Raw genomic sequence first — 24,907 nt, 5'->3', positions numbered from 1 at the left:
AAATAAATGACCAAAAATGTTTTTTAGAGTATGCTTTAAGGAAAATGATATGTTAATTTATGCTTCAAAATTATGTGTGATGAATTCACTTGCAATTTCTTATCTTTGCAAATTACAAGATTCTTAAATGAAAAACATACGAAATTTTTGCATAATCGCTCATATCGACCACGGTAAAAGTACCCTGGCAGACCGTCTATTGGAGTACACGAATACGGTTACCCAAAGAGAATTACAGTCTCAGACGCTTGATGATATGGATTTGGAGAAAGAACGTGGGATTACGATCAAGTCACACGCGATCCAGATGGATTATGAGTATAAAGGAGAAAAATATATTTTAAACCTTATCGATACACCGGGACACGTTGACTTCTCTTATGAAGTATCCCGTTCTATTGCTGCCTGTGAAGGAGCGCTTCTTATCGTAGATGCTGCGCAGAGTATTCAGGCACAAACCATCAGCAACCTGTATCTGGCATTGGAAAATGATTTGACAATCATTCCGATTTTAAATAAAATTGACCTTCCGTCTGCAAACCCTGAAGAAGTGACTGATGAGATTATGAATCTGATCGGATGCGAATATGAAGATGTATTGAGAGTTTCCGGAAAAACAGGAGAGGGTGTTCATCATCTTTTGGAGCAGATCGTAGAAAGAATTCCTGCGCCGGTAGGAAATCCGGATGGTCCACTTCAGGCTTTGATTTTTGACTCTGTTTACAACCCGTTCAGAGGAATTGAAGCCTATTTCAAAGTTGTGAACGGAAGTATCACCAAAAATGAAAAGATCAAATTCTTTGCGACAGGAAAAGAATATGGAGCTGATGAGGTGGGTACCTTGAAGCTGAAGCAGGTTCCGAAGAAAACCATCCATTGCGGAGATGTAGGATATCTGGTTTCCGGGATTAAAGATGCCCGTGAAGTAAAAGTAGGAGATACTATTACTTCTTTTGAAAAACCGGCTGAAGGTCCGATTGATGGATTTGAGGAAGTAAAGCCGATGGTATTTGCCGGTATTTACCCGATTGATTCTGAGGATTTTGAAGAATTGAGATTCTCTCTTGAAAAATTGAGACTGAATGATGCTTCTCTGGTTTTTGAGCCGGAAAGTTCTGCCGCTCTTGGATTTGGTTTCCGTTGCGGATTCCTGGGAATGCTTCACATGGAAATCGTTCAGGAACGTCTTGACAGAGAGTTTAATATGAACGTGATCACAACGGTACCCAACGTTTCTTATTTCGGATATACCAAAAAAGAACCTGAAGTTCCTATTCTGATCAACAACCCGTCTGAAATGATGGATCCTTCAACGATGGACAGAGTAGAAGAACCTTTCATCAAGGCTTCTATCATTACAAAATCTGATTTCGTTGGAGCTGTAATGACTTTATGTATCGAAAAGAGAGGAGAAATCGTTAACCAGAGTTATCTGACATCAGAAAGAGTGGAATTGATTTTCAATATGCCGCTTGCTGAGGTCGTGTTCGATTTCTATGACAGATTAAAATCCATCTCTAAAGGATATGCTTCATTCGATTATCACCCAATCGGATTCAGAGCTTCCAAGCTGGTAAAAATGGATATCCTGATCAATGGTGATATGGTAGATGCTTTATCTTCATTGATCCACGATTCTAATGCTTATTACATCGGTAAAAGAATGTGTGAAAAGCTTCGTGAACTGATCCCGAGACAACAGTTTGATATTGCTGTTCAGGCTGCATTAGGAACGAAAGTAATCGCAAGAGAAACTATTAAAGCTTTAAGAAAAGATGTTACCGCAAAATGTTACGGAGGAGATATTTCCAGAAAACGTAAACTATTGGAAAAGCAGAAAGAAGGTAAGAAAAAAATGAAGCAGATTGGTAGAGTAGAAGTACCACAATCAGCATTCATGGCCGTATTAAAGTTAAATGATTAATTATTAACCTATTGTAAAGTAAAAACCGCTTCAGACGAAGCGGTTTTTTATTGATTTATTTCTTACGGGTATATTTTATCTCCATGGTTTTGTATTCTTTGCCTGTCTTGGAATCCGGCCCGTACATTTCCAGTTTCTGTGTATTGTCATCTATAAAGGTGAAAACTTCCCTGAAATCACAATCTTTTCCAGGTCTTGAAGGATCTGTCATTTTCCCTTTAAATTCAACCGATTTTGTGGAAGCGTTCCAGTCTCCTTCTCCATGCATGATCCCGGTTCCCATATTGTCGATCCAGGTACTTACAAACTTCTTCTTTGCGTTGTCATATCCTACAATACTCATCCCCTCAAAAGGCATTCCCATAAAGTTGCCTTTGTGATTGCTGATCTGATAACGCCCGCCATACATCATTTTATTGGTGGCTTCGGATTTACTCATCATAGGTTTTCCTCCGTTTTCCATCCACATGGTGGTTTCCCCTGTCCATGTTCCATCAGATTTTGCAAGCATTTTTTGCATTTCCCCCGGAGTTGAGTATGCCATCCAGTCTTTCATAGCCGTTGCTGAATCTACAGGTTTCCACTCAGAGTTTGCCGCCGTGGAATCTGCTTTATCAGAACCAGCAGCAGCTGTCGTTTTTCCTTTTTCACAAGCTATTAATAAAAAAGCTACGGAAAGGATTGATAGTAAATTTTTCATAATTATTTAATTTTAAGGTGGTTAGAAAGGTGTATTAAAGATAAGAACTTTTATTATAACTGAAATTATTTTTTAATACAGACATAAATTGTAACTTTGTGTATTCGTAACGCAAATCAATTTATGGAGTCTCCAAAAAAATTACAGGATATAAAAGTGGCTGTAGATGCCGTTATTTTCGGATATTTTGATAAAAAAGATCTTCAGATCCTTCTGATTAAAAGAAATATTGAGCCTTTTAAAGGAGGATGGGCACTTCCTGGCGGACTTGTTCTGGATGATGAAAGTGTGGATGATGCCGTAAAAAGAGAATTGTATGAAGAAGCCGGCATAAAGCCTGATTTTTTGGAGCAACTGTATACTTTTGGCAATCTGGGCCGCGATCCAAGAAACAGAGTGGTTTCTGTGGCTTATCTGGGGCTTGTGAACCCTTCTTACCATGAACTGTTTGCGGATTCTGATGCTGAAGATGCGCAATGGTTCAGTATTAATAAGTTTCCTTCATTAGCTTTTGATCATAAAACAATCATTGAGACTGCTTTAAAAAGACTTCGTACCAAAATTCAATACCAGCCGATCGGCTTCAATCTTCTTAATGAAGAATTTCCTTTTTCAGACCTGGAAAACCTTTATACAACCATTGTAGGACAAGAAATTGACAGAAGAAATTTCCGTAAGAAAATTATGAGCTATGGTCTGCTTAATGAAACCAATAACGTTAAAAAAGAAGGCAGCGGCAGACCCGGAAAACTTTTTACTTTTAATAAAGAAAAATATAAGGAGCTTGAAGAGCAGGGCTTTTACTTTGAGATTAAATAAGATATTTAAACACAAATTTCACAAATGTTTTGCACAAATATTCACTAATAGATACGTAGTGGCAATTACAGAACAAAAAGATTAATAAAATACATTCAATAGAAACGGGCTTTAGCCCGTTTTTTTATGACCAAATTCCATCGGCTTTAGCCAAAACATATTAAAATTAGTGTTATTTGCGATAAGAATTTGTGTCTTTAGTGTTTAATAAAATTAAATTTTTATAACTGATAGTCAGTTGTTTATATATATTAGTGTAAAATTAACGCAAATAAATTTGGTTAATAAAATGATATTCTTTTAAATTTGTGTCAAAATAACGCAATCATGAAATACACGATACAAAATATTACAGAACGATTTCAGAAAAAAGAAAAGATCAAGTTTCTCTTTTTCTGGCCATACGGCAAAAGATATGGTTACCAAATCATGTTTCAGCCAATGGTTTCCGGGAAGTTTTGAAGAAAACGGGATTACTTATAAGACTGCAGAACATTATATGATGGCAGAAAAAGCCAGATTATTTAATGATCCTGAAACAGAAGAGGAAATTTTAAAGGCCAATACTCCCAATTAGGCTAAAGCCTCGGTAGAAAAGTAAAAAACTTTGATCCGAAAATCTGGGATGAACATAAATATGAGTTAGTAACCCGGGGAAATCTTTTAAAATTCTCTCAAAATCAAAAATTCAAAGACTTTCTTTTATCAACCGGAGATAAAATTCTTGTAGAAGCAAGTCCCTATGATAGAATCTGGGAATCGGGATGCTGGAAACAGACAGCAGGGCAGAAAACCCTTTGCTATGGAACGGAGAAAACCTTCTGGGATTTGCTTTGATGGAAGTAAGAGATGAGTTAAGAAGGTAAATACAACCAGACATAAATAGTAATTATGGAAAAAATAGAATTACACTCACAGATATTTCTCATTGAAGATTTTCTGAATGAAATGGAATGTGATCGTTATATCAGTCTTTCAGAGGAAAAAGTTTTTGAAGAAGCAAAAATCAATGTATTCGGACGTCAGCAGATGAATAAAGGAATCAGAAATAATGACCGGCTGATGATTTTCGATACTATACTAGCTAAAGAGCTTTTCAAAAAAGCGGTAGACTTTCTGCCTCAGGAACACGATGGATATCAGCTTCTTAACTTTAATGAAATGCTCAGAGTTTACAAATATGCGCCCGGACAGCAGTTTAAAATGCACAGAAACGGAAGCTATATCCGAAATGAAAGAGAGAAGAGTTTTTACACCTTTATGATCTATCTGAATGATGATTTTGAAGGAGGAGAAACGGAATTTGAAAATTTATTTGCCGTAGCTCCCAAAAAAGGGACAGCACTTATTTTTCACCATCCTTTAAGACATGAAGGAAAGACGCTGGTCAGTGGATTGAAATATGTTTTGAGAACAGATGTAATGTATTCAATGATTTAATGATGAGAAAGATATATGTATTTGGAAATGGAAATATTTCCTGGGATAGTTTTAACAGAATTTATATTGAAACTTTAGAAAATTTTGATATTTCAGATTGTGAATTTTTGATAGGTGACTATACAGGAACAGATACCTTAATGATGGAATTCTTAAAAGATAAGGCTTCAAAAGTTACCATTGTTCATTTAAATGCTAAGCCAAGATATTTTGCTAATACTTTTAATACCAAAGCTAAAAACTGGAAGAGGATGGGAGGATTTAAATCTGACGAAGAAAGAGATTCGTATGCTATTTCTGAGTGTACTCATTTTTTAGCTGTAGATTTTAATTCTGACAATAAAAGAAAAAGCGGAACTCAAAAGAATATAGAAAAATGTTTTTCTTTAGGGAAAATTAGAATATAAAGCTATGTATTTTTGTTTTTGCGTAATATTAACACAAACAAAAATGTTTGATCATGCAAGATGAATTAAAACCCAGATTTATCGAATCATTACAAAGAAATAATGATCAGATCAGAGAGGACCGAGCCAAGATCATCGGAGCAGATTCCGAATTGATCTACAGACGCAGAGTTGAAGATATCGAACTTAAAATCAAAAGACTCGAGCGCAAACAGGAAGGGCTTATTGATATCAGTCCTTTAGACAGAAACAGTCTGACTTTTTCGGATTTTAATCCTGAAGCATTCGTTCAGAAAGACATGGAATTATCATTAACAATCAGAAATCTGAATATTCAGCTCGAAGTGACTCAGAAGAGATTTGAATATTTATTTGGAAAAACATTGTAGTCATGGGAAGTACAAGATACGATTTAGACGCTCGTTATGACAGAGCAAGCAAAGCAGGTTACGGAACAAAATCCGCAGGGGAAATTTTCACCCAGAATGCCAAAAGAATGGCTCATGAATCTATGAATCCTCACGGAATTTCTTTCAGAGAATCCAGAGATTCAGAAGTTCATCCTCATTCAGTTCCTGTTATTTTAGGGCTGGATGTTACCGGAAGTATGGGGCATATTCCCCACGAACTGATCAGAGACGGATTGCCAAAATTAATGGGTGGAATTATACAGGGAGGAGTTCCCGATCCGGCCTTATTATTCCTTGGAATCGGAGATCATGAATGTGATGGCTATCCGCTTCAGGTCGGACAGTTCGAGTCAGGAGATGAAGAACTGGATATGTGGCTTACACGAACTTATATTGAGTCCGGAGGTGGTGGAAATGCGGGCGAAAGCTACCTATTAGCCTGGTATTTTGCAGCATTCCACACCAGAACAGATGCTTTTGAAAAAAGAGGACAAAAAGGATTATTGTTTACCGTAGGTGATGAACCTTGTTTAAAAACACTTTCTGCCTCTGCCATTAGGGAAATTATGGGCAAAGGGCAGCAAACCTATACTCATTTTGAATTGCTGGAAGAAGCAAAGAAAAAATATGAAGTATACCACATCAGTGTTCTTCATTCCGATCAGGCATTAAGGGCAGACAGAGGCTGGAAAGAATTATTAGGACAAAACTGTGTATCCATAACAGATCACAGAGAAATTCCCAATGTTATCAAAGGAATTATCTGTGATAAGTTTAAAAATCAAAGCTTTGGAACAACAGGAACTGGAGGTTTAGATCAGTTTCAAATGCTTTAAAACAGAGCAATTGCCATCCAGAAAATTAAAAACACAAATGAAGATGGCAAAGGCTTTCATAAAATAAATGAGATGAAAAAGGCGCAAATAGTAATAGGACTTGGTTTTGGTGATGAAGGAAAAGGGATTACCACGGATTTTCTGGCTTCCCAGCATCCGGAGGCTGTTGTAATCAGATTTTCAGGAGGTCAGCAGGCTGCCCATACGGTGATGATTGATGATAAAAAGCATGTGCATTCCAGTTTTGCGGGCGGTGCACTTCGCGGTCTGCCTTCTTACTTCACCGAGCATTGTACCATCCATCCTGTTTTTCTGCTCAATGAACGGGAAGAATTAAAGGCAAAAAAGGGAAACACAGAGCTGCATATTCATCCATTGGCGATAGTGACAACTCCTTTTGATGTATGGCAAAACAGAACGAATGCCCGCAATCTGGAACACGGAACCTGTGGAAAAGGAGTAGGAGCTACGATGAAAAGAAACGAAAGTCCTTATAAACTATTTGCCATAGACCTCATAGCGCCCAAAGAAATGCTAATAGAAAAGTTGAAAGGAATTGCCTATTACTATGGCTTTGTAGATGAAAACGAGATCAATGTACTTTTAAAACCTTTCTTAGATGCTATTGAAGCAATTAATTGGAAAATAAATGATTATAATTACCTGACTTCGTTCGATCACCTTATTTTTGAAGGGAGTCAGGGTATTTTGCTCGATATGGATCATGGCGTTTTTCCCAATGTGACTTATGCACATACCACTTCAAAAAACGCTTACGAAATCTGTAAGCTTTTAAAAATTGAAGACATTGAAATGTATTATGTGACAAGAAGCTACTCAACCCGCCACGGAAACGGCTGGATGCACAATGAAAAAGAAATGAATCTGAAAAATAATGAAGAGGAAACCTGTATTTTTAATGAGTATCAGAAGGAGCTAAGAACCGGAGAAATAGATTATAAACTACTGAACTATGCCTTAAAACTGGATGGTGCTTATGTATTTCCGACTAAAAAGAATCTAGTTGTTACCTGTTTAGATCAGATTGATGAACAATTGAAATTAGAAAACCTGGATGTTGAATTTAATGCTGTTTACGGATCTTATTCTCCGTATTCAAAAGATTTTAAGCAGATTGTTTAATTCTCTGAAGAAGAAATCAGAAATAGGATAAAAGCATTAATTTTATATTTAATGATAGAATAAGGAATGATAAATGATTGAAAATAATAACCATGAAAAAAATACAATATATAAAGGGAGATGCTACCCGTCCTCATGCTGAAGGAAAGAAAATAATTGCCCATATCTGTAACGATATAGGAGGTTGGGGAAAGGGGTTTGTAACTGCCATTTCAAAAAGATGGAAACAGCCGGAACAGAAATACCGTGAATGGTTTAAAAACAAAGAAAATTTTAACCTTGGGGAAATCCAGCTGGTTCAGACAGAAGAAGATATCTGGGTCTGCAATATGATTGCTCAGCATAAGATTATTACCCATTCAGATGTTTCACCCATAAGATATGATGCAGTAGAAAAATGTTTATTAAAACTAGCTCACGAAGTTTCCCAACAACAAGCCTCAGTACATATGCCGAGAATAGGATGCGGCCTGGCAGGAGGAAAATGGGAAGAAATAGAACCTATTATTGAAAAAACATTGCTTTCCCAACATGTAGAGGTCTATGTGTATGATTTTGAATAAATAAACTACAATGAAAGAATTTGAGATAAGAGCAGACTATAAAAATGATACTATAATCGTTTACCAGGCTTATAATAAGGCAATTGGAAAGTCAGCCGTAGAGCATCAGAAATTTACAGCTCCGTTTTCATTTAACAGGATGACCTGGATAAAGCCTTCTTTTCTTTGGATGATGGAACGAAGTAATTATGGACAGAAATCCAATCAGGAATGTATTTTGGCATTACATATTAAAAGAGATGCCTGGGAGAAAGCTTTAAGTAAAGCAATTCTTACTTCGCCTGAAAAAAGAGTCTATCCTGATCCGCAAAACTGGGAAAAAGATTTTGAAAATGCAGAAGTATATGTGCAATGGGATCCTGAAAGGAATATTAAAGGAACGAAACTGAATTACCGTTCCATTCAGGTAGGAATCAGCCGCGCACTGATTGAAGAATTCAATGAAAAATGGATTGTAAAAATAGAGGATTATACTCCTTTGGTTAAGAAAATACTGAACCTTACGAAATCAGGAGAATTCGACAAAGCAAAGAAGCTGTTGCCCGAGGAGAAAAAATACCCTTTATCTGATGAACTGGCTCACAGAATCGGAGCCACAGTTTAAGGAATGAGAAAACAAAAATTCATGAAAACTACAACATTATACAGACCAGTAGGAGAAAAGAAATGATCTGGAAAAAGTGGCAGATCAATATCCTGCACAGAATGTAGGAGCTGGAAACCACAACGAACTATGGGTTCCATCAGAGAACTGGAAGGCTTTAATAAAGCCATTTAGGAAACATCAAAGTAACTAAAGTATTTATTGGAGATGATTTTGAAAGAGCAGGAAATACTGAGTTAGAAGAATTAATGTCTAATATTAAAAACTAACTATGACAAATAAAGGAATGGCAAAAGATACATTGGATATCCTTGCCAAAAAATATTATATAAACGAACATAACGAAAAAATAACTATAGAAAACGAATTGGAAATCTGTAAAAAAGAAACCGTTCTTTTCACCCCGGAACAACTTTCTGAAATGAAAGAGGCCCCGATGCCAGAAGCCATTTTTGATACAAAAATTGAAACATGGAAATGCAGTTCTTTAAAAGCTATTTTACAATTGGCTGAAGAAGAAAATCAGGAGAAACTCATGTGTCTGAACTTTGCATCAGCAAAAAATCCTGGTGGAGGTTTTATCAACGGAGCAGAAGCACAAGAAGAAAGTCTGGCAAGAACTTCAGGTTTATATGAAAGCTTACTTCAGGCATGGGATTATTATACCATTCACCGTGCAATGGAATCCTGTTTTTACACAGATACAATGATTTATAGTCCCAATGTTCCGGTTTTCAGGAAAGATAATGGTGAACTGCTTCCTAAACCTGTTCTGTGTAATTTCATCACTTCTCCGGCTGTCAATGCAGGTGTGGTAAAACGTCAGGAACCGGAAAGAGCACATGAAATTATCGATGCAATGGATCTTAGAATGGATAAAATGCTTTCATTGGCTTTACAGCAAGGCAATGAGGTCCTGATCTTAGGAGCTTGGGGATGCGGTGTTTTCAAAAATGACCCGAATGAAATTGCAGGATTATTCAGAAAATACATTCAGGGAAAATATAAAAATAAATTTAAGAGAGTGGTTTTCGCAGTGCTTACGAAGAAAGAAGAAATGCTGAAACCATTTGAAGAAATACAATGAACATTAAGGTAGAAAAATATAAAGAACAACTGAGGGACTGGCCTCAGCAAGGATATCACATCATGGCTCAATATGATGAGGAGAAAATTGTAGTATATCAGTCCTATAAAAAGGAAATTGGAGAATTTGCAGTGAAGAATCAATTCTTTGGCGGAGGTTTCAGCCTAGAAAGAATGACATGGATAAAGCCTAATTTTCTTTGGATGATGTACAGAAATGGTTGGGGCAGAAAAGAAGGTCAGGAATGCATTCTGGCTATCCATTTGAATAAAGAAGCTTTTATAAAATATCTGGAAAATGCAGTATATTCATCATACAATAAAAACTTAGGGATTTCCAGAAATGAATGGCAGAATCAGATAAAAGAATCATCAGTGAGATTGCAGTGGGATCCGGATCATAATCCTTTTGGAAATAAACTGGAAAGAAGGGCAATTCAGATTGGCTTGAGGAATGAATTCACTCATTCTTTTGCTAAGAAAGATATTATTCTCATTGAAAATATTTCAGATTTTGTAACAGAACAATATCAGTTTGTATTGAACGATGATCTAGATAATCTGATAGTTCCTGAAGAAAAGCCGCTATTATTTGATGATGAGGTTTTAAATAAAAAACTCAACTTAAGATGAAAACTGAATTAATAAAAGGAGACATCACAAAAATTCAAGCTGATGCGATTGTTAACGCAGCCAACTCATCCTTATTGGGTGGAGGCGGAGTGGATGGAGCTATTCACAGAGCAGGAGGTTCACAGATACTGGAAGAATGCAAAGCCATCAGAAACAGACAGGGCAAATGCAAGACTGGCGAAGCTGTAGTAACTACTGCGGGAAACCTTCCTGTAAAGTATGTTATTCATACGGTAGGTCCGGTTTGGAATGGAAATGAGGAAAAAGAATCAAAACTTCTGGCAAACTGTTATCGCAATTCTTTACAACTAGCAGAAAGCCTTGGTGCTAAGACTATTGCTTTTCCTAATATCAGTACAGGTGTATATAAATTTCCAAAAGAGCTGGCAGGAAAAATTGCAGTAGATGAGGTAAGAAATTTTAAGTCGGATATCATTGAGAAGGTTATTTTTGTCTGTTTTGATGATGAAAATGAAATGATTTACAACAAATTATTAGAATAAGCCCATGAAAAAACTAACCATATTAAGCGGCGCCGGAATAAGTGCCGAAAGCGGAATAAAAACCTTCAGAGACGGAGACGGTCTCTGGGAAAATCATAATGTAACAGATGTGGCAAGTCCGGAAGGATGGAGAAAAGACAGGGCTTTGGTCCTTGAATTTTACAACCAGAGAAGACGTCAGCTTCATGAGGTACAGCCGAACGAAGCTCACCAATTATTGGCTGAGCTGGAAAAATATTTCGATGTTCAGATTATTACCCAGAATATCGATGATCTTCATGAAAGAGCAGGGTCTACCAACATTCTTCACATCCATGGAGAGCTGTTCAAGTCATGTTCTTGTAATAATAAAAGCCTGGTTTATGAACAAAAAGAAGATATCAATATCGGAGACAAAGCAGAAGACGGGGCACAATTAAGGCCTTTTATCATTTGGTTCGGAGAAGATGTTCCTTTATATCAGAGCGCAAGAGAAATTATAAGAGAGGCAGATATCCTGCTGGTAATCGGAACTTCTTTGCAGGTGTATCCGGCAGCCGGATTGATTCATGATATCAAAGACGATTGTCTTTTAATCGTCATCAACCCTAATGAAACAGGATTTGGCTACGGACAAAGAGCGGTAGTGATGAAAGAAACCGCCACCCAGGGAATGAAATTATTATTTGATAAACTGGTCAACCTTGCCTGATGGAAAATAAAGTGAAAGCAGGAATTATGGGCGTTTGTATTGGAGATGCTCTTGGAGTTCCGGTGGAATTTAAAAAAAGAGAAGACCTGAAAAGAAATCCGGTCACAAAAATGCTGGAATACATGTCCTGGAATCAACCCAAAGGAACGTGGAGTGATGACAGTTCTCTTACACTTTGTTTAGCCGAAGAGCTTACCAAGGGCTACGATCTGGAAAAAATTGGACAAAGCTTCGTAAAGTGGAACAAATATGGCCACTGGACTGCCCATGGAAGGCTTTTCGATATCGGAGGAACGACAAGACATTCTCTGGCGAGATTAATGAAAGGGGAAAGTGCCCGATTTTCAGGAAATATTTTTGAAGAAGACAACGGGAATGGTTCTTTAATGAGGATTCTTCCCCTTGCTTTTTATCTTGAAAAAGAAAATGATATTCAGAAACTTTATCTTACAGTAAAAGAAGTTTCAGCAATAACTCATGGTCATTTCCGTTCTGTTTTTGCCTGTTTCATCTATGTTATTTTTGCCATTCAATTGTTGAAAGGAAAGAACAAAAAAGAGGCCTATGAACATACTCAGGAAGTTGCGTTGGAATATGCAGAAAAGCAAGGGTTTAACCCAAATGAAATTGAGCTTTTTGATAGAGTTCTAAAAAATGGTATTTCCGGCTATCCTGAAGATGAAATCAGGAGTGGCGGATATGTCCTGCACAGCCTCGAAGCCTCTCTGTGGTGCTTTTTAAACTCTGAAAGCTACTCTGAAGCGGTTTTAAAAGCCGTCAATCTGGGAGAAGATACCGACACCACAGGAGCCATCACCGGAGGTATTGCCGGAATTTATTATGGATATGAAAATATTCCACAGGAATGGATTTCGGAACTGGTAAGAAAGGATGATATTGAAGCATTGTGTGAGAAACTGCACCAAAAATTAAAGAGTTAAAACACAAACCATGAACGAAATAGAAAAGAAAAAAATAAGTAAATTTTTAAGCCTGATCTTACGTCATCAACCGGAAAGTATAGAACTGAAGCTGGATGAAAACGGTTGGGCAGATATAGAAGAGCTGAGAGCGAAAGCAGTCAAAAAAAGAATATATTTTACGCCTGAAGAATTAGATGAAGTGGTAGAAACTAATAACAAGAAGCGTTTTGCTTTTAACGAAGATAAAACAATGATCAGGGCCAGTCAGGGGCATTCTATTGATATCGATCTGGCGTTGGAAACAAAACAGCCGCCTGATTTTCTTTACCACGGAACAGCAGAAACCAATATCAATTCTATTTTAGAAAAAGGAATTGAAAAAAGAACCCGCCAGCATGTACACTTAAGTGCTGATAAAGAGACCGCTGCAAAGGTAGGAATGAGACACGGGAAGCCTGTGATTCTTACCATCAGAACCGGAACAATGCATCAGGATGGATTATCTTTCTACCAGTCTGCAAATGGAGTATGGCTGACGGATTTCGTAGATGCAAAATATATTTCGAAGTAAATGAGCAGAACATTAGTAATAGGAGACATTCACGGAGGATTTAAAGCTACAACAGGTTCTTGAAAGAGCAGCTGCAACAGAAAATGATCGGCTGATCTTCCTTGGAGATTATGTAGACGGATGGAGCGAATCTTCCCAAATTATAAAGTTCTTAATCGAACTTTCCGAAAAGCAGGAATGTATTTTCATCAAAGGAAATCATGATGCCTGGTGTGAAGACTGGCTGGCATTGGGCCTAAGCCCTGATGTATGGCTTTTCAACGGAGGAAAGAGTACTGTCGGGAGTTATAAAGATTATCTCCCGGAAGATCTGGATCTTCACCTGGAATTCTTTCAAAGGATGAAAAACTATCATATTGATGATCAGAACCGGTTGTTTATTCATGCCGGATACGCTTCCATGCACGGCCCGGAAAGAGAAGTCTATTCCAGTAACTACCGGTGGGACAGAACCCTCTGGGAAACGGCTGTGGCAATGGATACAAAACTGAAAAAGAACTCGGAGTTTTATCCTAAAAGACTGCTTTTATACAATGAAATATATATTGGCCATACTCCAACCCTTAATATTGGAGCTACGGTTCCGGCCAACAAAGCCAATATCTGGAATATGGATACCGGAGCAGCCTATACCGGATCTTTATCCATCATGGATATTGATACTAAAGAATTCTGGCAAAGCGATCCGCTTCCTTCTTTATATCCAAAAGAGCAAGGCCGGAATTAAACGCATATAAATAAAATTTTCAAATTTTTCACAAAAAAACCTAACAGGTTTTCAAAACCTGTTAGGTTTCTATCTGCAAAACAATGTTACCTTTTCGACCTTTTGCAATTTTGACTGCAAACACACTCCCATTTCTCACAAAAGATAACTACTTTTAAAGTCTGAAAATATGACTTCAATGAAACTGAAATATCTTGTAATCACCCTAAGCTCTACCTTATTTTTTGCACAGAAATCATTTCAGACTCCTTTTGAAAAAGGAAATGGAAACCAGACGGCTACCTACGATGAAATGAACAGCTACTATCAGGATCTGGCTAAAAATTTCAACACGATTCAATACCTTAAAAAAGGAGAAGATGACAATGGGAAACCCATTTATGTGGTAGTTTATAACCCTTTTCCTGAAAAAGATCTGGAAAAAGTAAGAGAAGACAAAGCCGTTCTCTTTGTCAATAACGGAATTCATCCCGGAGAGCCGGACGGAATAGATGCTACGATGATGCTGATGAGAGATCTTGCTGCCAAGAAAATCAAAACTCCGCAGAATTTTATCATTGCCGCTATTTCTGCTTATAATATAAGTGGAATGCTGAACAGAGGCTCCTATTCCAGAGCCAATCAAAATGGTCCGGAACAGTATGGTTTCAGAGGAAATGCAAGGAATTATGACCTGAACAGGGATTTCATTAAAGCAGATTCTAAAAATGCCAGAAGTTTCCAGGAAATCTATCAGTGGCTGAAACCTGATGTTTTTATTGATAACCATGTCAGCAACGGAGCGGATTATCAATATACATTTACTTATATTTCTACCTTTAAAGAACGTTTGGGAAATACGCTCGGAGCCTATTTCTATAATGATTATCAGGCTAAAAATCTTGAGGACATGAAGAAACTGGGGTATGAAAGTACTCCCTATGTGAATATTCACGGAGATGTTCCCGAAGTAGGATTTACCTCATTTGAAGACTCACCGAGATATTCTACAGGATATACTTCTTTGTTCAATTCTTTAGGAACAGTTCCCGAAACCCATATGCTGAAACCTTATGATAAAAGAGTGGATGCCACTTACAAATATATGCTGGTCAACCTGCAGAATTTAGATAAGGACTATCAGAAAATAAAGCAGCTTCGCATTGAAAATTTAAAACAATATCAGGCAGGAAAACAATATGGTATCCGCTGGAAAATAGATTCTACAAAATTCTCCACCAGGGATTTTAAAGGCTATGAAGGAAAATACAAACCCAGTGAAGTTTCGGGAAAGCCAAGACTGTATTATGACCGGAACAAGCCTTTTACAAAAAATATAAAACTTTTTACTACTGCAGTACCCACAGGATATATTACCATTCCGAAGTATTATGTGATCCCGCGATCTCAATATCGCGTGATTGAAGAATTTAAAAGGAATAACATTCAGATGAAACCGATTCAGAAAGACAGCGCTTTGGCAGTCGAATCTTATAAAATTAAAGATTTTAAAACCGTTAAAAATCCTTACGAAGGACATTATCTGCATTTTGAAACAACAGTTGATACATCAAAAAAGGATATGCTATTTTCAGAAGGAGATTATCTGGTTTCCACCAGTCAGCCTGGTGTAAAATATATTATAGAAACCCTTGAGCCTGAGGCATTAGACTCGTTTTTCAACTGGAATTTCTTTGATGGGATTTTAGCGCAGAAAGAATACTATTCCGCTTATATTTTCGAAGATACCGCTGCTGAACTGCTGAAAAAAGATAAAAAGCTGAAAGAGGCCTTTGAAGCAGCCAAAACATCCGATAAAAAGCTGTCCGAAGACGGAGAGGCACAATTGGATTGGATCTACAGGCATTCGCCTTACTTTGAAGAAAAGACTTTCAGACAATATCCTGTTTATAGGGTGTTGTAGAGATTTTTCATAAAAAGTCTGATTATTTTTGTTTTTTAATGTCGATTTGCTAATCAATATCTTTGTTTTTTATTAAATTAGTGTCAAAATAAAACACTATGAAACAAATTTATCGATTCGTAACATTACTATGCTTTGTGCCGATAGGCATGCTGGCACAATATTCTCAAAGTTTTGATTCGGCAACAATGCCCGCCGATTGGACGATAATTAATGGAGGAGATCCCGGGACCTGGGAAACCTTTAGTTCCTATGACTCTTCATTCAATGCTCCTCATTCAGGAACCCATTTCCTGGGATTGGAATATGGCAGTACTGCCCATGATGATTATGTGATCAGCCCTGCTATAGTAGTCACTGCAGGGGTATCAGATAAGCTTACTTTCTGGGCAAGAAACAGAGGGTCCGGGCTTGCTGAAACGGTGGATATAAAAGTATCAACAACAACTCCTACTATTGCAGGTCTTACCAATACGCTTGCTGCTGCAGTAAAACCTCCTACTTCATGGAATCAGTATACTTATGATCTAACTCCGTATGTAGGGCAGACAATTTATATTGCCTTTTATTCCACTACAGAAGATATCTGGTTTATTGGGATAGACGATTTCCAGATTTCAGCAAACAGTCTATCGGTTTCTGATGTAAAGGCGGATAACAGCCGTGCATCCATCTATCCAAATCCGGCAAAAGATATCTTATACATCAAAAATAAAACGAAGATATCTGAAATCAACATTTATGATCTTAACGGAAAACTAGTGAAAAAAGAAATCATGAATGCAGAAAACGGAAGTGTAAATGTAAGTGATCTGGCATCAGGAAATTATATAATAAAAGTCAAAGATAAAGAGACTGAAAAAGGCTATAAAATGATTAAGAAATAGCATTTTTTATAATAGAATTAAAAAGACGTTTCCGACGAAACGTCTTTTTATTATTTTGGTAAGCCTCTCTTCAAGGCCATCTCTGCTCTTTTAACCGCCATTTTCTCCTTCCAGTCCATGTATTTCTTTTTGAAATTAGACTTCATGATGTCGTCAAATTTACGCTGTACCGTAAGATTCCATAATGAGTGTGCTTTTACGGCCCATGATTTGTCCCATGCTCTTAAAGAAATAGAGAAACTTCCGTCAAGGTATTTCATCCAGTGCCACCAGCCTGTAGGCATAAACAACGTATCTCCATGCTCCAGGTAGCATTCAATTCCTTCTACACCATCCAGTGCCGGGAATTTTGTGAAATCAGGGTTTTCGATATCATAATCTTCCAGGGCATAGGTTGCATACGGAATCTGATAAAGTCTTTCTTTCCATTTATAATCAAAAAGAAGGATATGTTTTCTTCCGTTGAAATGCGTATGGAAAATATGAGCCATATCAATATCAAAATGAAGAAATGTTACCGATCCTTTTCCGCCAAAGAACATATTCGGGTACTTGTCAAGGAAGCCTCCCATTAATTCTTTGGGAGAAATATAATCTTCCAGCAGTTTCGGAGCGAATTTTATAGGATCGAAAAGAAAAATTCTAAGGTCAGTAGGCTCCCGCTGTATAAGATCTATATAATCTCCAAACTTCATTTTTGCTGCCGCTGCATTAATGGGAGCAGAAGGATCTGCTTTTGAGCTGTCATAGAGCGGGACTTCCACATCTCCTACAACCTCCTTCATATACTCCATCGTCCATTTTTGATAAGCGGGCCATTTTTTTGCCATATTCTTGATGACAACGGGCCTTCTTGGCTTCAGATATTTTTCGTAGAAATCTTCTTTCGAAATGTCATCTACAACATCTATAGGCTTTAAAATAATTCCCATTTTGTAAATTTTATGTTACAAAATTATTAAATATATATTTATGTAAACAGCGTTTAATTTTTTTTTAATCTATGATTCAAATCAGATTTTACTATCTGGTTTCAATGAACAGATCGAACATACTCCTTATGCTGAAAAAATGTTCTTTACATGCTCAATAAATCAAAATATTTTTCAGATTTATTCCGGAATTTCCAAAAATAATAATACTTGTATTTTTAATCATTCATAAACCAAAATATAAAAATAATAAGTAGTAGAATTAACCAAGAATAAACATACTTTTATCCGGAAGTCAAAATGTTAATATAACTACATTTGTAGTGATAGTGATTTAACTTTCATTTATAAAATTCATCTTTATAGAAAGTGTAACAAAAAACTATAATGATTAACTAATTAAGCAAATAATTGTATGAAAAAAAATATTTCTTTATTTCTGATGCTTTTTTTTACGGTACTTACTTTTGCACAGAAAACGGTTTCAGGAAAGATCACTGATGATGACGGGGTAGCGATACCAAGTGCCAGTGTTACCATAGAAGAACCCGGTAAAGATGCTATTCTGGCTTATGGTATTACCAATTCCAAAGGAGAATATAAAGTAACCTTCACTTCTGCTGAATCCAATGTGGATCTTAAAGTGAAAGCATTTAATCAGAAACCTCTTACAAAGCAGATCAGCAACAGCGATCAGAACCTGAATTTCAAAATGCAGTCTGAAGCAACAGAAATCAAAGAAGTACAGCTGAAAACAAAAATGATTACCGCAAGAGGTGATACCATCTCTTACGACCTTAAAGCTTTCAACAGCAAAAATGACAGAACCCTGGCGGATGTTATGAAAAAGATTCCCGGAATCGAAGTGAATACCGACGGAACAATCCTTTATCAGGGAAATGCCATCAATAAATTTTATGTCAACGGAAAAGATCTGATGGAAGGCGGTTATGGAACTATCAATAACTCTCTTCCGAAAGATGCTGTACAGAAAGTAGAAGTATTGGAAAACCACCAGCCGGTAAAAATCCTTCAGGACAAAGTACCTTCAGATCAGGCAGCCATCAATATCAAGCTTAAGAACTCCGTAACTATGACGGGTAGAGGAGAAGTAGGAACAGGCTTCGGCGATCCATGGCTTTGGAATGTAAAACTGACTCCCATGTTTTTCGGACAGAAAAGCCAATGGGTAGTCAACTATAAAACCAATAACATGGGTGAACAGGTAGAAAATGAGGGAAATATTCTGGCTTTCGGAAGTTCATGGGAAGGAAGAAGAAGTAATATTTCTCAAAATAACTGGCTGAGTGTAGAGAATGCATCCGTGCCTGATCTTCCGGTAAAAAGATATTTGATGAACAGTGTTCATTATCTGTCAGCAAATTATCTTACCAATATTGATAAGAAAAAAGAATGGGAGCTTAAAGCTAACGCAAATTATACCAACAATGCTGTAGACAGAGAATCTTATAGCCAAACCGATTATTTTGCAACATCTAACCAGCTTGCTTCAAGAGTTACTCAGAATATTTTCAATAATTTCTATACAGATAAAGCAAAAGGAGAATTGATATTTACTAAAAACGCGAAGAAAGGGTTTTTTAAAAATACAACAAGCTTTTCGCAGTATTGGAATGCAGACAGAGCCGTTGCAGACCGGACAGATGGAAGCAGCAGCAGGCATGGCGAGGAGGCAATAGAATCTCCAACCACTTCATTTCAAAACTCTTTGAGTACCATTATTCCATGGAAAGAGAAAATGGTTAATGTTCAGTCTTATATTAATTATCAGACCGATAAACAGACGTTGGAGGTTTCACCTGCATCTTACTTACAGATTCCGGGATTTGCTGCTGCAGACCTTACAGATATTGTAAGACAAAATATGAGACTTAAAACTTTCGAAGCCAATCATTCTGCCAACTTAGGATTTTCAGCTAAAGGATGGACCTTTACTCCGGAAGTTGGATTTAATTTTAAAATGACAAATCTTACGACAGATCTTACAAACTTAGAGAATGATAACTTTGAAAGACCCAATGAAGCATATAATAATGATTTGAAATATACTACAGCAACACCATATGGGAGTTTAGGTGTAAATTATAAAAATGAATCATGGATGGTATATGCCAATTTTCCCGTAAATTCAAACAATATTAAAGCTGAAGATCCATTAAGATTTGTTTCAAAATCGGTAAATAAAGTAACCTTTGAACCTAATATCTTTGCACAGTATTCCTTTGCTTCGTTCTGGAAAGCTTCACTAACAGGAAATATCAGTAATAATTTTGGTGAAGTAAACACAGCCTATTCAGGATTTTTAATGACGTCACCCAATGGTATAAATGCAATGGATGCTGCTAACCCAATTCCTCAAAACAATACAAAATCCGGAGGAACAAGAATAGAATACAGAAATCCTTTGAACAATTTGTTCTTTAATCTTAATTACAGATTATCCGATGTTAAAAGAAACCTTATTTCTTCTCCGGTAAGAAATGAAGCAGGATATACAACTGTGAAATATCTGGAGCAGGATAATCACACAAAAAATAATGGATTTAGTGGAGAAGCAGGAAAGTATTTCCCGAAATTTAAAACAAATGCTTCATTAAGCTATAGTAACAATACTTCAATATCAGATGCCTACCAGAATGATAAATCATACGAAAGCAAAAACAATTCTCAGTCTGTAGGGTTTAAATTCAATAATACCTATTTCAGTTGGATGAGTGTTGATTATAATTTTACTATTTCCAGAACAAAACAAACCAATACAAGTGCAACGCCAGAATTGAATAATGAAAACTCAAGAAATGGATTTAATCATAACTTAGGAGTATTCTTCTATCCAATGGAAAATCATACCATCGGATTTAATTGGGATCAGGTAAATAGTAGTGCCGGAACTCAGAAGTATAATAATGGATTCTATGATTTATCTTATCAGTTCAGCTGGGCAAAGAAGAAGATAGATTTTGAATTGAAATGGATGAATATCGCAAACAAAAAAGTTTTTGAAACGTATGATATTAATGCACAGAGTATTTCTTACACAAGAATTCAGCTCCGTCCCAGCCAGGTCATGTTTACTGTAAAATTCAACTTTAAATAAAACAAAAAACCAATCCGGCCGGATTGGTTTTTTGTTGTGGATATATGGATGTATTACAATTAAAAACTTTGCTGGTCTGCTGAAGGCCCATAGCTTCCCGGCAAAGGAATATTGTTGAGTCTGTAATATACGCCCAGCTGAGCCCTGTGATGAGTGATCTGGTTTAAGGCATGCCGGATTGCTCCGTATTTGCTCCAGTTTGCCAGTTCATGGCCGTCATTTTTAATCGTCCAGCTGGGGTTCAGGTCATCTTCTGTACTGTTTTCCAAGGCGGCTTTTGCCGACTGATAATCTTCCTCCAGTTTTTTCATGAGATCATCTCTTGTAGAAAGAGTGGTTGGTTTGTAGTCTCCTTTGGCAAAATCCAGTTCAGAAGTTTTCAAAATCGTGTTAGGCCATTCAAAAACTTCGACAAGGTGAGTCGCAAGAGGCATCATTTTCATACTTTTTTCATGGGGAGCAAAATCATTTTTCCCTTCAGGAAAAAGTTCAATAAATTTTTTTGTGGTTTGAAATTCCCCTTCCAGTTCGGATTTTAATTGAGATAAGGTGTCCATAATATTTTGTTTTTTAGAAACTTAAAGGTAAGCTTTTTAAAAAAGAAACTGTTTTAAGAGAATCATAATTTTTTAATCATCAGCTATTTGGAATACAAGAATATTTTTATCAGAAAATAAAATTTCAAAAAAATTGTAACAAAGGAAGTGATATGATTACTAATTATATAAACTTACTACAATGAAAAAGTTATTCTCCGTATTTCTTATTGCTCTTTTTGCTTTTGCCGGAGCTCAGGAGTCAAAAGAAACTGCTAACCGTTTCTTTTATGAACTGACTTTTAAACCGAAGAAAGATTCAGTAAAACTGGATAAAGTAGTGACTATTTTAGATATCACAGATAAGAACAGATCGATATACCAGGATTATACAGTGATTGCTCAAGATTCTATCATGAAAATTGAAATGGAAGCAATTAAGAAATCAGGAATGATGAGAGACTTTTCAAAATCTCTGAAAACACCAAAAATTTCATCCAGGATATATAAGTCATACCCAAGTATGAAGGTACAATATGTGGATAAGATAGCTAACGGATTTACTCCAACTAATATTGGTTACAGTGAAGAATTAAAATTCAACTGGAATATCTTAGCTGATAAACAAAAAATAGGAGAATATAACGCGCAAAAGGCAACAACTGATTTTGGAGGAAGAACTTGGACTGCTTGGTTTAGTACAGATATTCCATTTCAGGACGGACCTTATAAGTTTTATGGGCTTCCTGGTTTAATTGTAAAAATTGAAGATGCTGATAAAAACTACTCATGGGTATTGCAGGGAAATAAAAAAGTGAAAGAGTATACGGAATTCTCTTACATTGAAAATTTAATGCACGCTTCAGGAGGAAAAGTAAACGAATTATCGAGAGAAAAATTTGAAAAAACATTTAATGATTTTAAAAAAGATCCGTTTTCTTCTGGGAGACCCATGATGACACAAGAAATGATGTCTAAAACCATCCCTGGAATGGATGGGACGGTAGGAGATATGATGAGAAAACAGGAAAAGCAGTATAAGGATTTTTACAATGCTAACGACAATCCCATCGAAAAAGAACAGCCTTCTGACAAGAAGAAAAAATAAGCATTCATATCAACTAAATTATATTTTGAATCAACCCGGATACAGCAATGTGTTTGGGTTGATTTCTTTTATCCCAAAACGTTATTTAGATTAAATTTAAATAGCGTATATTTGCAGGACTAAAAATTAGGCTTTGAAAGAGAAAGGATTACATAAATTAAGTGGATTCCCTAAAAATAAAACAGGGAAGATATTGGGGTATGATAATGACCATCTTAAAATGCCCAATAAAATTATTGAAATGGGACTTCTTCCGGAGACCGTTTTCAGAATTTTGTATCAGGCTCCATTCAAGGGACCTATGTATGTGGAGTTTGGAGCAGAAAAAAGCCGCATTGCTCTTCGTGAGGAAGAAGGAGATTACATCATTGTTGAAGAATTGAATTAATGCAGGAAAACAAGAAAAAACAGATCCTTTTAGTCGGGAATCCTAATGTAGGAAAGTCAACGGTTTTCAATACACTTTGTAACAAAAAGCAAAAGACCGGAAACTATGCCGGCGTTACCGTTGCAAGCCATTCGGGGAACTATGTTTATAAAAACGAAGAAGTGGAGGTTATCGACCTTCCGGGTTCTTACAGCGTATATCCCAGTTCAGAAGATGAAGCTATTTTTTCCAAATATCTTATTGACGAGCAGAAAAACTACGCAGGAGTTGTTTACATTCTTGAAGCATTAAGCTTAAAAAGAGGACTGCTGCTGTTTCAGCAGATCCAGGACCTTGGAATCCCTATGATTTTGATTGTCAATCAGATTGATCAGGCAGAAAGAAGAGGAATTACCATAGATATTCAAAAGTTTTCCGAAGCATTAGGCATTCGAATTATTCAGACCAATGCCAAAGAGCAGATCGGAATTGATGCAGTAAGAGACGCTGTTTATAACAATGAATTTGTAAAAACAGATAAAGTTTCATTTGAAACACCGCACGAACACAGAGATTTTATTCAGAAGCTGGCAGCACATAAAGGTTTCGATAACGAATATAAAGCCTGGATGAGCCTTTCATTAGGAACAGATCTGGGAAGAATAGGATCCGTAATGGAACAGCTCAATGAACCTGATAATAAAAGCCTGGTTCCGAAAAGATTACAGGTTCAGGAAACCGTTAGAAGATATCAGAACGTAGACAAAATACTGGCCGATGTTATTTCTAAAAAAGCCCAGTTCAAAGAATTGCTTACCGAAAAACTCGATAAAGTTTTAGTTCATAAATTCTGGGGATATGTAGTCTTTTTAGCCATTTTGTTGATTATTTTCCAAAGTGTTTTCTTCCTTGCAGAATATCCGATGAGCTGGATTGAGGAAACATTCTCATGGCTGGCTGCATTTACAAGCGAGCACCTCCCTGCAGGCCCTGTTAATTCGCTGATTTCAAACGGGATTGTTCCCGGAATTGGGGGAATCGTGGTTTTTGCACCACAAATCGGGATTCTTTTATATTTCCTTTACCTGTTGGAAGATTCAGGGTATATGGCAAGAGTGGTATTTCTGATGGACAGACTGCTCCGCCCGTTCGGACTGAACGGTAAAAGTATCGTTCCGCTGGTGTCTGGAACTGCCTGTGCCATTCCGGCGGTGATCTCTACAAGAAACATTGAAAACGTAAAAGAAAGACTGCTGACCATATTGGTAACCCCATTTATGACATGTTCTGCGAGACTTCCTGTTTACAGTATTATCATCGGACTGATTATTTCGGAAGGAACATTTTTAGGAATAAAATATAAAGCACTGGTATTGATGGGAATGTACCTTCTGGGCTTCTTAGTTGCCTTATTCTCCGCTGCCATCCTTAAAAGATTTATTAAAAGTAAAGGAAAAACGTACCTTGTAATGGACCTTCCTGCCTATAAAAAACCACTTTTTGGATATGACTTTAAAATGGTTCTTGGAAAAGTGTGGGAGTTTATTACCGGAGCCGGAAAAATCATTTTTATTGTAAGCATCATCATCTGGTTCCTGAGCTATTTTGGACCAAGCCGGAAAAACAATGAATGGGTAGCTGCAGATGTTCACCTTGATCATTCTTATCTTGCAAAAATGGGTAAAGGAATAGAACCTGTAATAGCGCCCCTTGGCTACGACTGGAAAATGGGCGTAGGAATCCTTACCAGCTTCGTTGCAAGAGAAGTTTTTGTAGGAACCATGTCTACACTTTACAGTCTGGAAGACGATGCTCCTGAAGTAAAAGTAATTGATAAAATGAGAAGAGATGTAAAACCCAACGGAGAAAAAGTCTTCAGTTTTGCAACAGGAATTTCAGTTCTTCTTTTCTATGCATTTGCAATGCAGTGTGTTTCTACACTTGCAGTAGTCTACAGAGAAACCAAAAGCTGGAAATGGACCGGCTTTCAGGTAGTCATGATGACAGGTTTGGCATATTTTGTGTCGATGATAGTATATCAGATTTTAAAGTAATGGATTCATCATTAATTATTCA

The 24,907-nt window shown here is 36.8% G+C and carries 25 protein-coding genes and 2 pseudogenes; 24 read left to right on the top strand and 3 right to left on the bottom strand.

Annotated elements, in window-relative coordinates; translation table 11 throughout:
* Positions 1-127: 127 nt before the first annotated feature.
* Positions 128-1,924, top strand: coding sequence for a translation elongation factor 4 (gene lepA / locus ACP3T3_RS14515; protein WP_426476540.1), 1,797 nt, complete (start codon positions 128-130; stop codon positions 1,922-1,924).
* Positions 1,925-1,979: 55 nt separating this feature from the next.
* On the opposite strand, the gene ACP3T3_RS14510 is transcribed toward lepA, so the two are convergent.
* A complete protein-coding gene (locus ACP3T3_RS14510) occupies positions 1,980-2,624 on the bottom strand; it encodes a DUF1579 domain-containing protein (protein ID WP_426476539.1) in 645 nt (214 codons plus the stop codon).
* A 123-nt stretch (positions 2,625-2,747) separates the two neighbouring features.
* Here ACP3T3_RS14510 and ACP3T3_RS14505 point away from each other — a divergent pair, with 123 nt between their 5' ends.
* From ACP3T3_RS14505 to ACP3T3_RS14415, 19 genes and pseudogenes are all read left to right on the top strand, one after another.
* Positions 2,748-3,443 carry an NrtR DNA-binding winged helix domain-containing protein gene (locus ACP3T3_RS14505; protein WP_426476538.1) on the top strand — a complete coding sequence of 232 codons (696 nt, stop codon included), beginning with the start codon at positions 2,748-2,750 and terminating at the stop codon, positions 3,441-3,443.
* 415 nt (positions 3,444-3,858) lie between these two features.
* Entirely contained in the window at positions 3,859-4,020 is a 162-nt protein-coding gene (locus ACP3T3_RS14500; RefSeq protein ID WP_426476537.1) for an NADAR family protein, read from the top strand.
* Between the two features lie 41 nt (positions 4,021-4,061).
* A pseudogene (locus ACP3T3_RS14495) lies at positions 4,062-4,309 on the top strand (NADAR family protein).
* Positions 4,310-4,334: 25 nt separating this feature from the next.
* Positions 4,335-4,883, top strand: a complete 549-nt coding sequence (locus ACP3T3_RS14490; RefSeq protein ID WP_426476536.1) for a 2OG-Fe(II) oxygenase — start codon at positions 4,335-4,337, stop codon at positions 4,881-4,883.
* Positions 4,883-5,290: a hypothetical protein gene (locus ACP3T3_RS14485; RefSeq protein ID WP_426476535.1), complete on the top strand. Its 408-nt coding sequence runs from the start codon at positions 4,883-4,885 to the stop codon at positions 5,288-5,290. Before ACP3T3_RS14490 ends, ACP3T3_RS14485 begins: the two co-directional genes overlap by 1 nt.
* A 53-nt stretch (positions 5,291-5,343) precedes the next feature.
* Entirely contained in the window at positions 5,344-5,679 is a 336-nt protein-coding gene (locus ACP3T3_RS14480) for a hypothetical protein (protein WP_426476534.1), read from the top strand.
* A 2-nt stretch (positions 5,680-5,681) separates the two neighbouring features.
* Complete coding sequence (locus tag ACP3T3_RS14475; RefSeq protein ID WP_426476533.1) at positions 5,682-6,536, top strand: hypothetical protein; 855 nt, start codon at positions 5,682-5,684, stop codon at positions 6,534-6,536.
* A gap of 72 nt (positions 6,537-6,608) precedes the next feature.
* Positions 6,609-7,679 (top strand): adenylosuccinate synthetase, encoded by a 1,071-nt coding sequence (locus ACP3T3_RS14470; RefSeq protein ID WP_426476532.1) that lies wholly within the window; start codon positions 6,609-6,611, stop codon positions 7,677-7,679.
* Positions 7,680-7,771: 92 nt separating this feature from the next.
* A complete protein-coding gene (locus tag ACP3T3_RS14465; protein WP_426476531.1) occupies positions 7,772-8,242 on the top strand; it encodes a macro domain-containing protein in 471 nt (156 codons plus the stop codon).
* A 10-nt stretch (positions 8,243-8,252) separates the two neighbouring features.
* The gene (locus ACP3T3_RS14460) at positions 8,253-8,846 is read left to right on the top strand and encodes a DUF4291 domain-containing protein (RefSeq protein WP_426476530.1); all 594 of its coding nucleotides are present in this window, start codon (positions 8,253-8,255) and stop codon (positions 8,844-8,846) included.
* A gap of 271 nt (positions 8,847-9,117) precedes the next feature.
* A complete protein-coding gene (locus tag ACP3T3_RS14455; protein WP_426476529.1) occupies positions 9,118-9,933 on the top strand; it encodes a TIGR02452 family protein in 816 nt (271 codons plus the stop codon).
* Positions 9,930-10,565 (top strand): DUF4291 domain-containing protein, encoded by a 636-nt coding sequence (locus tag ACP3T3_RS14450; protein ID WP_426476528.1) that lies wholly within the window; start codon positions 9,930-9,932, stop codon positions 10,563-10,565. The genes ACP3T3_RS14455 and ACP3T3_RS14450 overlap by 4 nt, the downstream gene beginning before the upstream one ends.
* Positions 10,562-11,068, top strand: coding sequence for an O-acetyl-ADP-ribose deacetylase (locus ACP3T3_RS14445; protein WP_426476527.1), 507 nt, complete (start codon positions 10,562-10,564; stop codon positions 11,066-11,068). The genes ACP3T3_RS14450 and ACP3T3_RS14445 overlap by 4 nt, the downstream gene beginning before the upstream one ends.
* Before the next feature lie 4 nt (positions 11,069-11,072).
* Entirely contained in the window at positions 11,073-11,759 is a 687-nt protein-coding gene (locus tag ACP3T3_RS14440; protein ID WP_426476526.1) for an SIR2 family NAD-dependent protein deacylase, read from the top strand.
* On the top strand, positions 11,759-12,700 hold the full coding sequence (locus ACP3T3_RS14435; RefSeq protein WP_426476525.1) for an ADP-ribosylglycohydrolase family protein: 942 nt from the start codon (positions 11,759-11,761) through the stop codon (positions 12,698-12,700). The genes ACP3T3_RS14440 and ACP3T3_RS14435 overlap by 1 nt, the downstream gene beginning before the upstream one ends.
* A 10-nt stretch (positions 12,701-12,710) precedes the next feature.
* On the top strand, positions 12,711-13,253 hold the full coding sequence (locus tag ACP3T3_RS14430; protein WP_426476524.1) for an RNA 2'-phosphotransferase: 543 nt from the start codon (positions 12,711-12,713) through the stop codon (positions 13,251-13,253).
* A pseudogene (locus tag ACP3T3_RS14425) lies at positions 13,254-13,980 on the top strand (metallophosphoesterase).
* A 178-nt stretch (positions 13,981-14,158) separates the two neighbouring features.
* Positions 14,159-15,883: a hypothetical protein gene (locus tag ACP3T3_RS14420; protein WP_426476523.1), complete on the top strand. Its 1,725-nt coding sequence runs from the start codon at positions 14,159-14,161 to the stop codon at positions 15,881-15,883.
* A gap of 98 nt (positions 15,884-15,981) precedes the next feature.
* A complete protein-coding gene (locus ACP3T3_RS14415) occupies positions 15,982-16,770 on the top strand; it encodes a choice-of-anchor J domain-containing protein (RefSeq protein WP_426476522.1) in 789 nt (262 codons plus the stop codon).
* Positions 16,771-16,820: 50 nt separating this feature from the next.
* Here the strand turns inward: ACP3T3_RS14415 and ACP3T3_RS14410 are convergent, their stop codons facing one another.
* Entirely contained in the window at positions 16,821-17,702 is an 882-nt protein-coding gene (locus tag ACP3T3_RS14410) for a cupin-like domain-containing protein (RefSeq protein ID WP_426476521.1), read from the bottom strand.
* A gap of 415 nt (positions 17,703-18,117) precedes the next feature.
* Between ACP3T3_RS14410 and ACP3T3_RS14405 the strand changes: the two genes are divergently transcribed.
* The gene (locus tag ACP3T3_RS14405; RefSeq protein ID WP_426476520.1) at positions 18,118-20,820 is read left to right on the top strand and encodes a hypothetical protein; all 2,703 of its coding nucleotides are present in this window, start codon (positions 18,118-18,120) and stop codon (positions 20,818-20,820) included.
* Between the two features lie 59 nt (positions 20,821-20,879).
* On the opposite strand, the gene ACP3T3_RS14400 is transcribed toward ACP3T3_RS14405, so the two are convergent.
* Complete coding sequence (locus tag ACP3T3_RS14400; RefSeq protein WP_426476519.1) at positions 20,880-21,377, bottom strand: DinB family protein; 498 nt, start codon at positions 21,375-21,377, stop codon at positions 20,880-20,882.
* Positions 21,378-21,558: 181 nt separating this feature from the next.
* Here ACP3T3_RS14400 and ACP3T3_RS14395 point away from each other — a divergent pair, with 181 nt between their 5' ends.
* From ACP3T3_RS14395 to feoB, 3 genes are all read left to right on the top strand, one after another.
* Entirely contained in the window at positions 21,559-22,464 is a 906-nt protein-coding gene (locus tag ACP3T3_RS14395; protein ID WP_426476518.1) for a GLPGLI family protein, read from the top strand.
* Positions 22,465-22,597: 133 nt separating this feature from the next.
* Entirely contained in the window at positions 22,598-22,852 is a 255-nt protein-coding gene (locus ACP3T3_RS14390) for a FeoA family protein (RefSeq protein ID WP_426476517.1), read from the top strand.
* Positions 22,852-24,885, top strand: a complete 2,034-nt coding sequence (feoB, locus tag ACP3T3_RS14385; protein ID WP_426476516.1) for a ferrous iron transport protein B — start codon at positions 22,852-22,854, stop codon at positions 24,883-24,885. Before ACP3T3_RS14390 ends, feoB begins: the two co-directional genes overlap by 1 nt.
* Positions 24,886-24,907 lie beyond the last annotated feature (22 nt).

Source organism: Chryseobacterium sp. CBSDS_008 (assembly GCF_049959325.1).
Taxonomy (GTDB): Bacteria; Bacteroidota; Bacteroidia; order Flavobacteriales; family Weeksellaceae; genus Chryseobacterium.
Note: the sequence above shows the minus strand (reverse complement) of the source record. Positions and strands in the feature narration are given on the sequence as shown.

What these genes read in the sequence shown, in the direction of transcription:
- lepA (WP_426476540.1), top strand. Translation starts at nt 128, where the DNA reads ATGAAAAACATACGAAATTTTTGCATAATCGCTCATATCGACCACGGT.
- ACP3T3_RS14510 (WP_426476539.1), bottom strand. Translation starts at nt 2,624, where the DNA reads ATGAAAAATTTACTATCAATCCTTTCCGTAGCTTTTTTATTAATAGCT.
- ACP3T3_RS14505 (WP_426476538.1), top strand. Translation starts at nt 2,748, where the DNA reads ATGGAGTCTCCAAAAAAATTACAGGATATAAAAGTGGCTGTAGATGCC.
- ACP3T3_RS14500 (WP_426476537.1), top strand. Translation starts at nt 3,859, where the DNA reads ATGGTTACCAAATCATGTTTCAGCCAATGGTTTCCGGGAAGTTTTGAA.
- ACP3T3_RS14490 (WP_426476536.1), top strand. Translation starts at nt 4,335, where the DNA reads ATGGAAAAAATAGAATTACACTCACAGATATTTCTCATTGAAGATTTT.
- ACP3T3_RS14485 (WP_426476535.1), top strand. Translation starts at nt 4,883, where the DNA reads ATGATGAGAAAGATATATGTATTTGGAAATGGAAATATTTCCTGGGAT.
- ACP3T3_RS14480 (WP_426476534.1), top strand. Translation starts at nt 5,344, where the DNA reads ATGCAAGATGAATTAAAACCCAGATTTATCGAATCATTACAAAGAAAT.
- ACP3T3_RS14475 (WP_426476533.1), top strand. Translation starts at nt 5,682, where the DNA reads ATGGGAAGTACAAGATACGATTTAGACGCTCGTTATGACAGAGCAAGC.
- ACP3T3_RS14470 (WP_426476532.1), top strand. Translation starts at nt 6,609, where the DNA reads ATGAAAAAGGCGCAAATAGTAATAGGACTTGGTTTTGGTGATGAAGGA.
- ACP3T3_RS14465 (WP_426476531.1), top strand. Translation starts at nt 7,772, where the DNA reads ATGAAAAAAATACAATATATAAAGGGAGATGCTACCCGTCCTCATGCT.
- ACP3T3_RS14460 (WP_426476530.1), top strand. Translation starts at nt 8,253, where the DNA reads ATGAAAGAATTTGAGATAAGAGCAGACTATAAAAATGATACTATAATC.
- ACP3T3_RS14455 (WP_426476529.1), top strand. Translation starts at nt 9,118, where the DNA reads ATGACAAATAAAGGAATGGCAAAAGATACATTGGATATCCTTGCCAAA.
- ACP3T3_RS14450 (WP_426476528.1), top strand. Translation starts at nt 9,930, where the DNA reads ATGAACATTAAGGTAGAAAAATATAAAGAACAACTGAGGGACTGGCCT.
- ACP3T3_RS14445 (WP_426476527.1), top strand. Translation starts at nt 10,562, where the DNA reads ATGAAAACTGAATTAATAAAAGGAGACATCACAAAAATTCAAGCTGAT.
- ACP3T3_RS14440 (WP_426476526.1), top strand. Translation starts at nt 11,073, where the DNA reads ATGAAAAAACTAACCATATTAAGCGGCGCCGGAATAAGTGCCGAAAGC.
- ACP3T3_RS14435 (WP_426476525.1), top strand. Translation starts at nt 11,759, where the DNA reads ATGGAAAATAAAGTGAAAGCAGGAATTATGGGCGTTTGTATTGGAGAT.
- ACP3T3_RS14430 (WP_426476524.1), top strand. Translation starts at nt 12,711, where the DNA reads ATGAACGAAATAGAAAAGAAAAAAATAAGTAAATTTTTAAGCCTGATC.
- ACP3T3_RS14420 (WP_426476523.1), top strand. Translation starts at nt 14,159, where the DNA reads ATGAAACTGAAATATCTTGTAATCACCCTAAGCTCTACCTTATTTTTT.
- ACP3T3_RS14415 (WP_426476522.1), top strand. Translation starts at nt 15,982, where the DNA reads ATGAAACAAATTTATCGATTCGTAACATTACTATGCTTTGTGCCGATA.
- ACP3T3_RS14410 (WP_426476521.1), bottom strand. Translation starts at nt 17,702, where the DNA reads ATGGGAATTATTTTAAAGCCTATAGATGTTGTAGATGACATTTCGAAA.
- ACP3T3_RS14405 (WP_426476520.1), top strand. Translation starts at nt 18,118, where the DNA reads ATGAAAAAAAATATTTCTTTATTTCTGATGCTTTTTTTTACGGTACTT.
- ACP3T3_RS14400 (WP_426476519.1), bottom strand. Translation starts at nt 21,377, where the DNA reads ATGGACACCTTATCTCAATTAAAATCCGAACTGGAAGGGGAATTTCAA.
- ACP3T3_RS14395 (WP_426476518.1), top strand. Translation starts at nt 21,559, where the DNA reads ATGAAAAAGTTATTCTCCGTATTTCTTATTGCTCTTTTTGCTTTTGCC.
- feoB (WP_426476516.1), top strand. Translation starts at nt 22,852, where the DNA reads ATGCAGGAAAACAAGAAAAAACAGATCCTTTTAGTCGGGAATCCTAAT.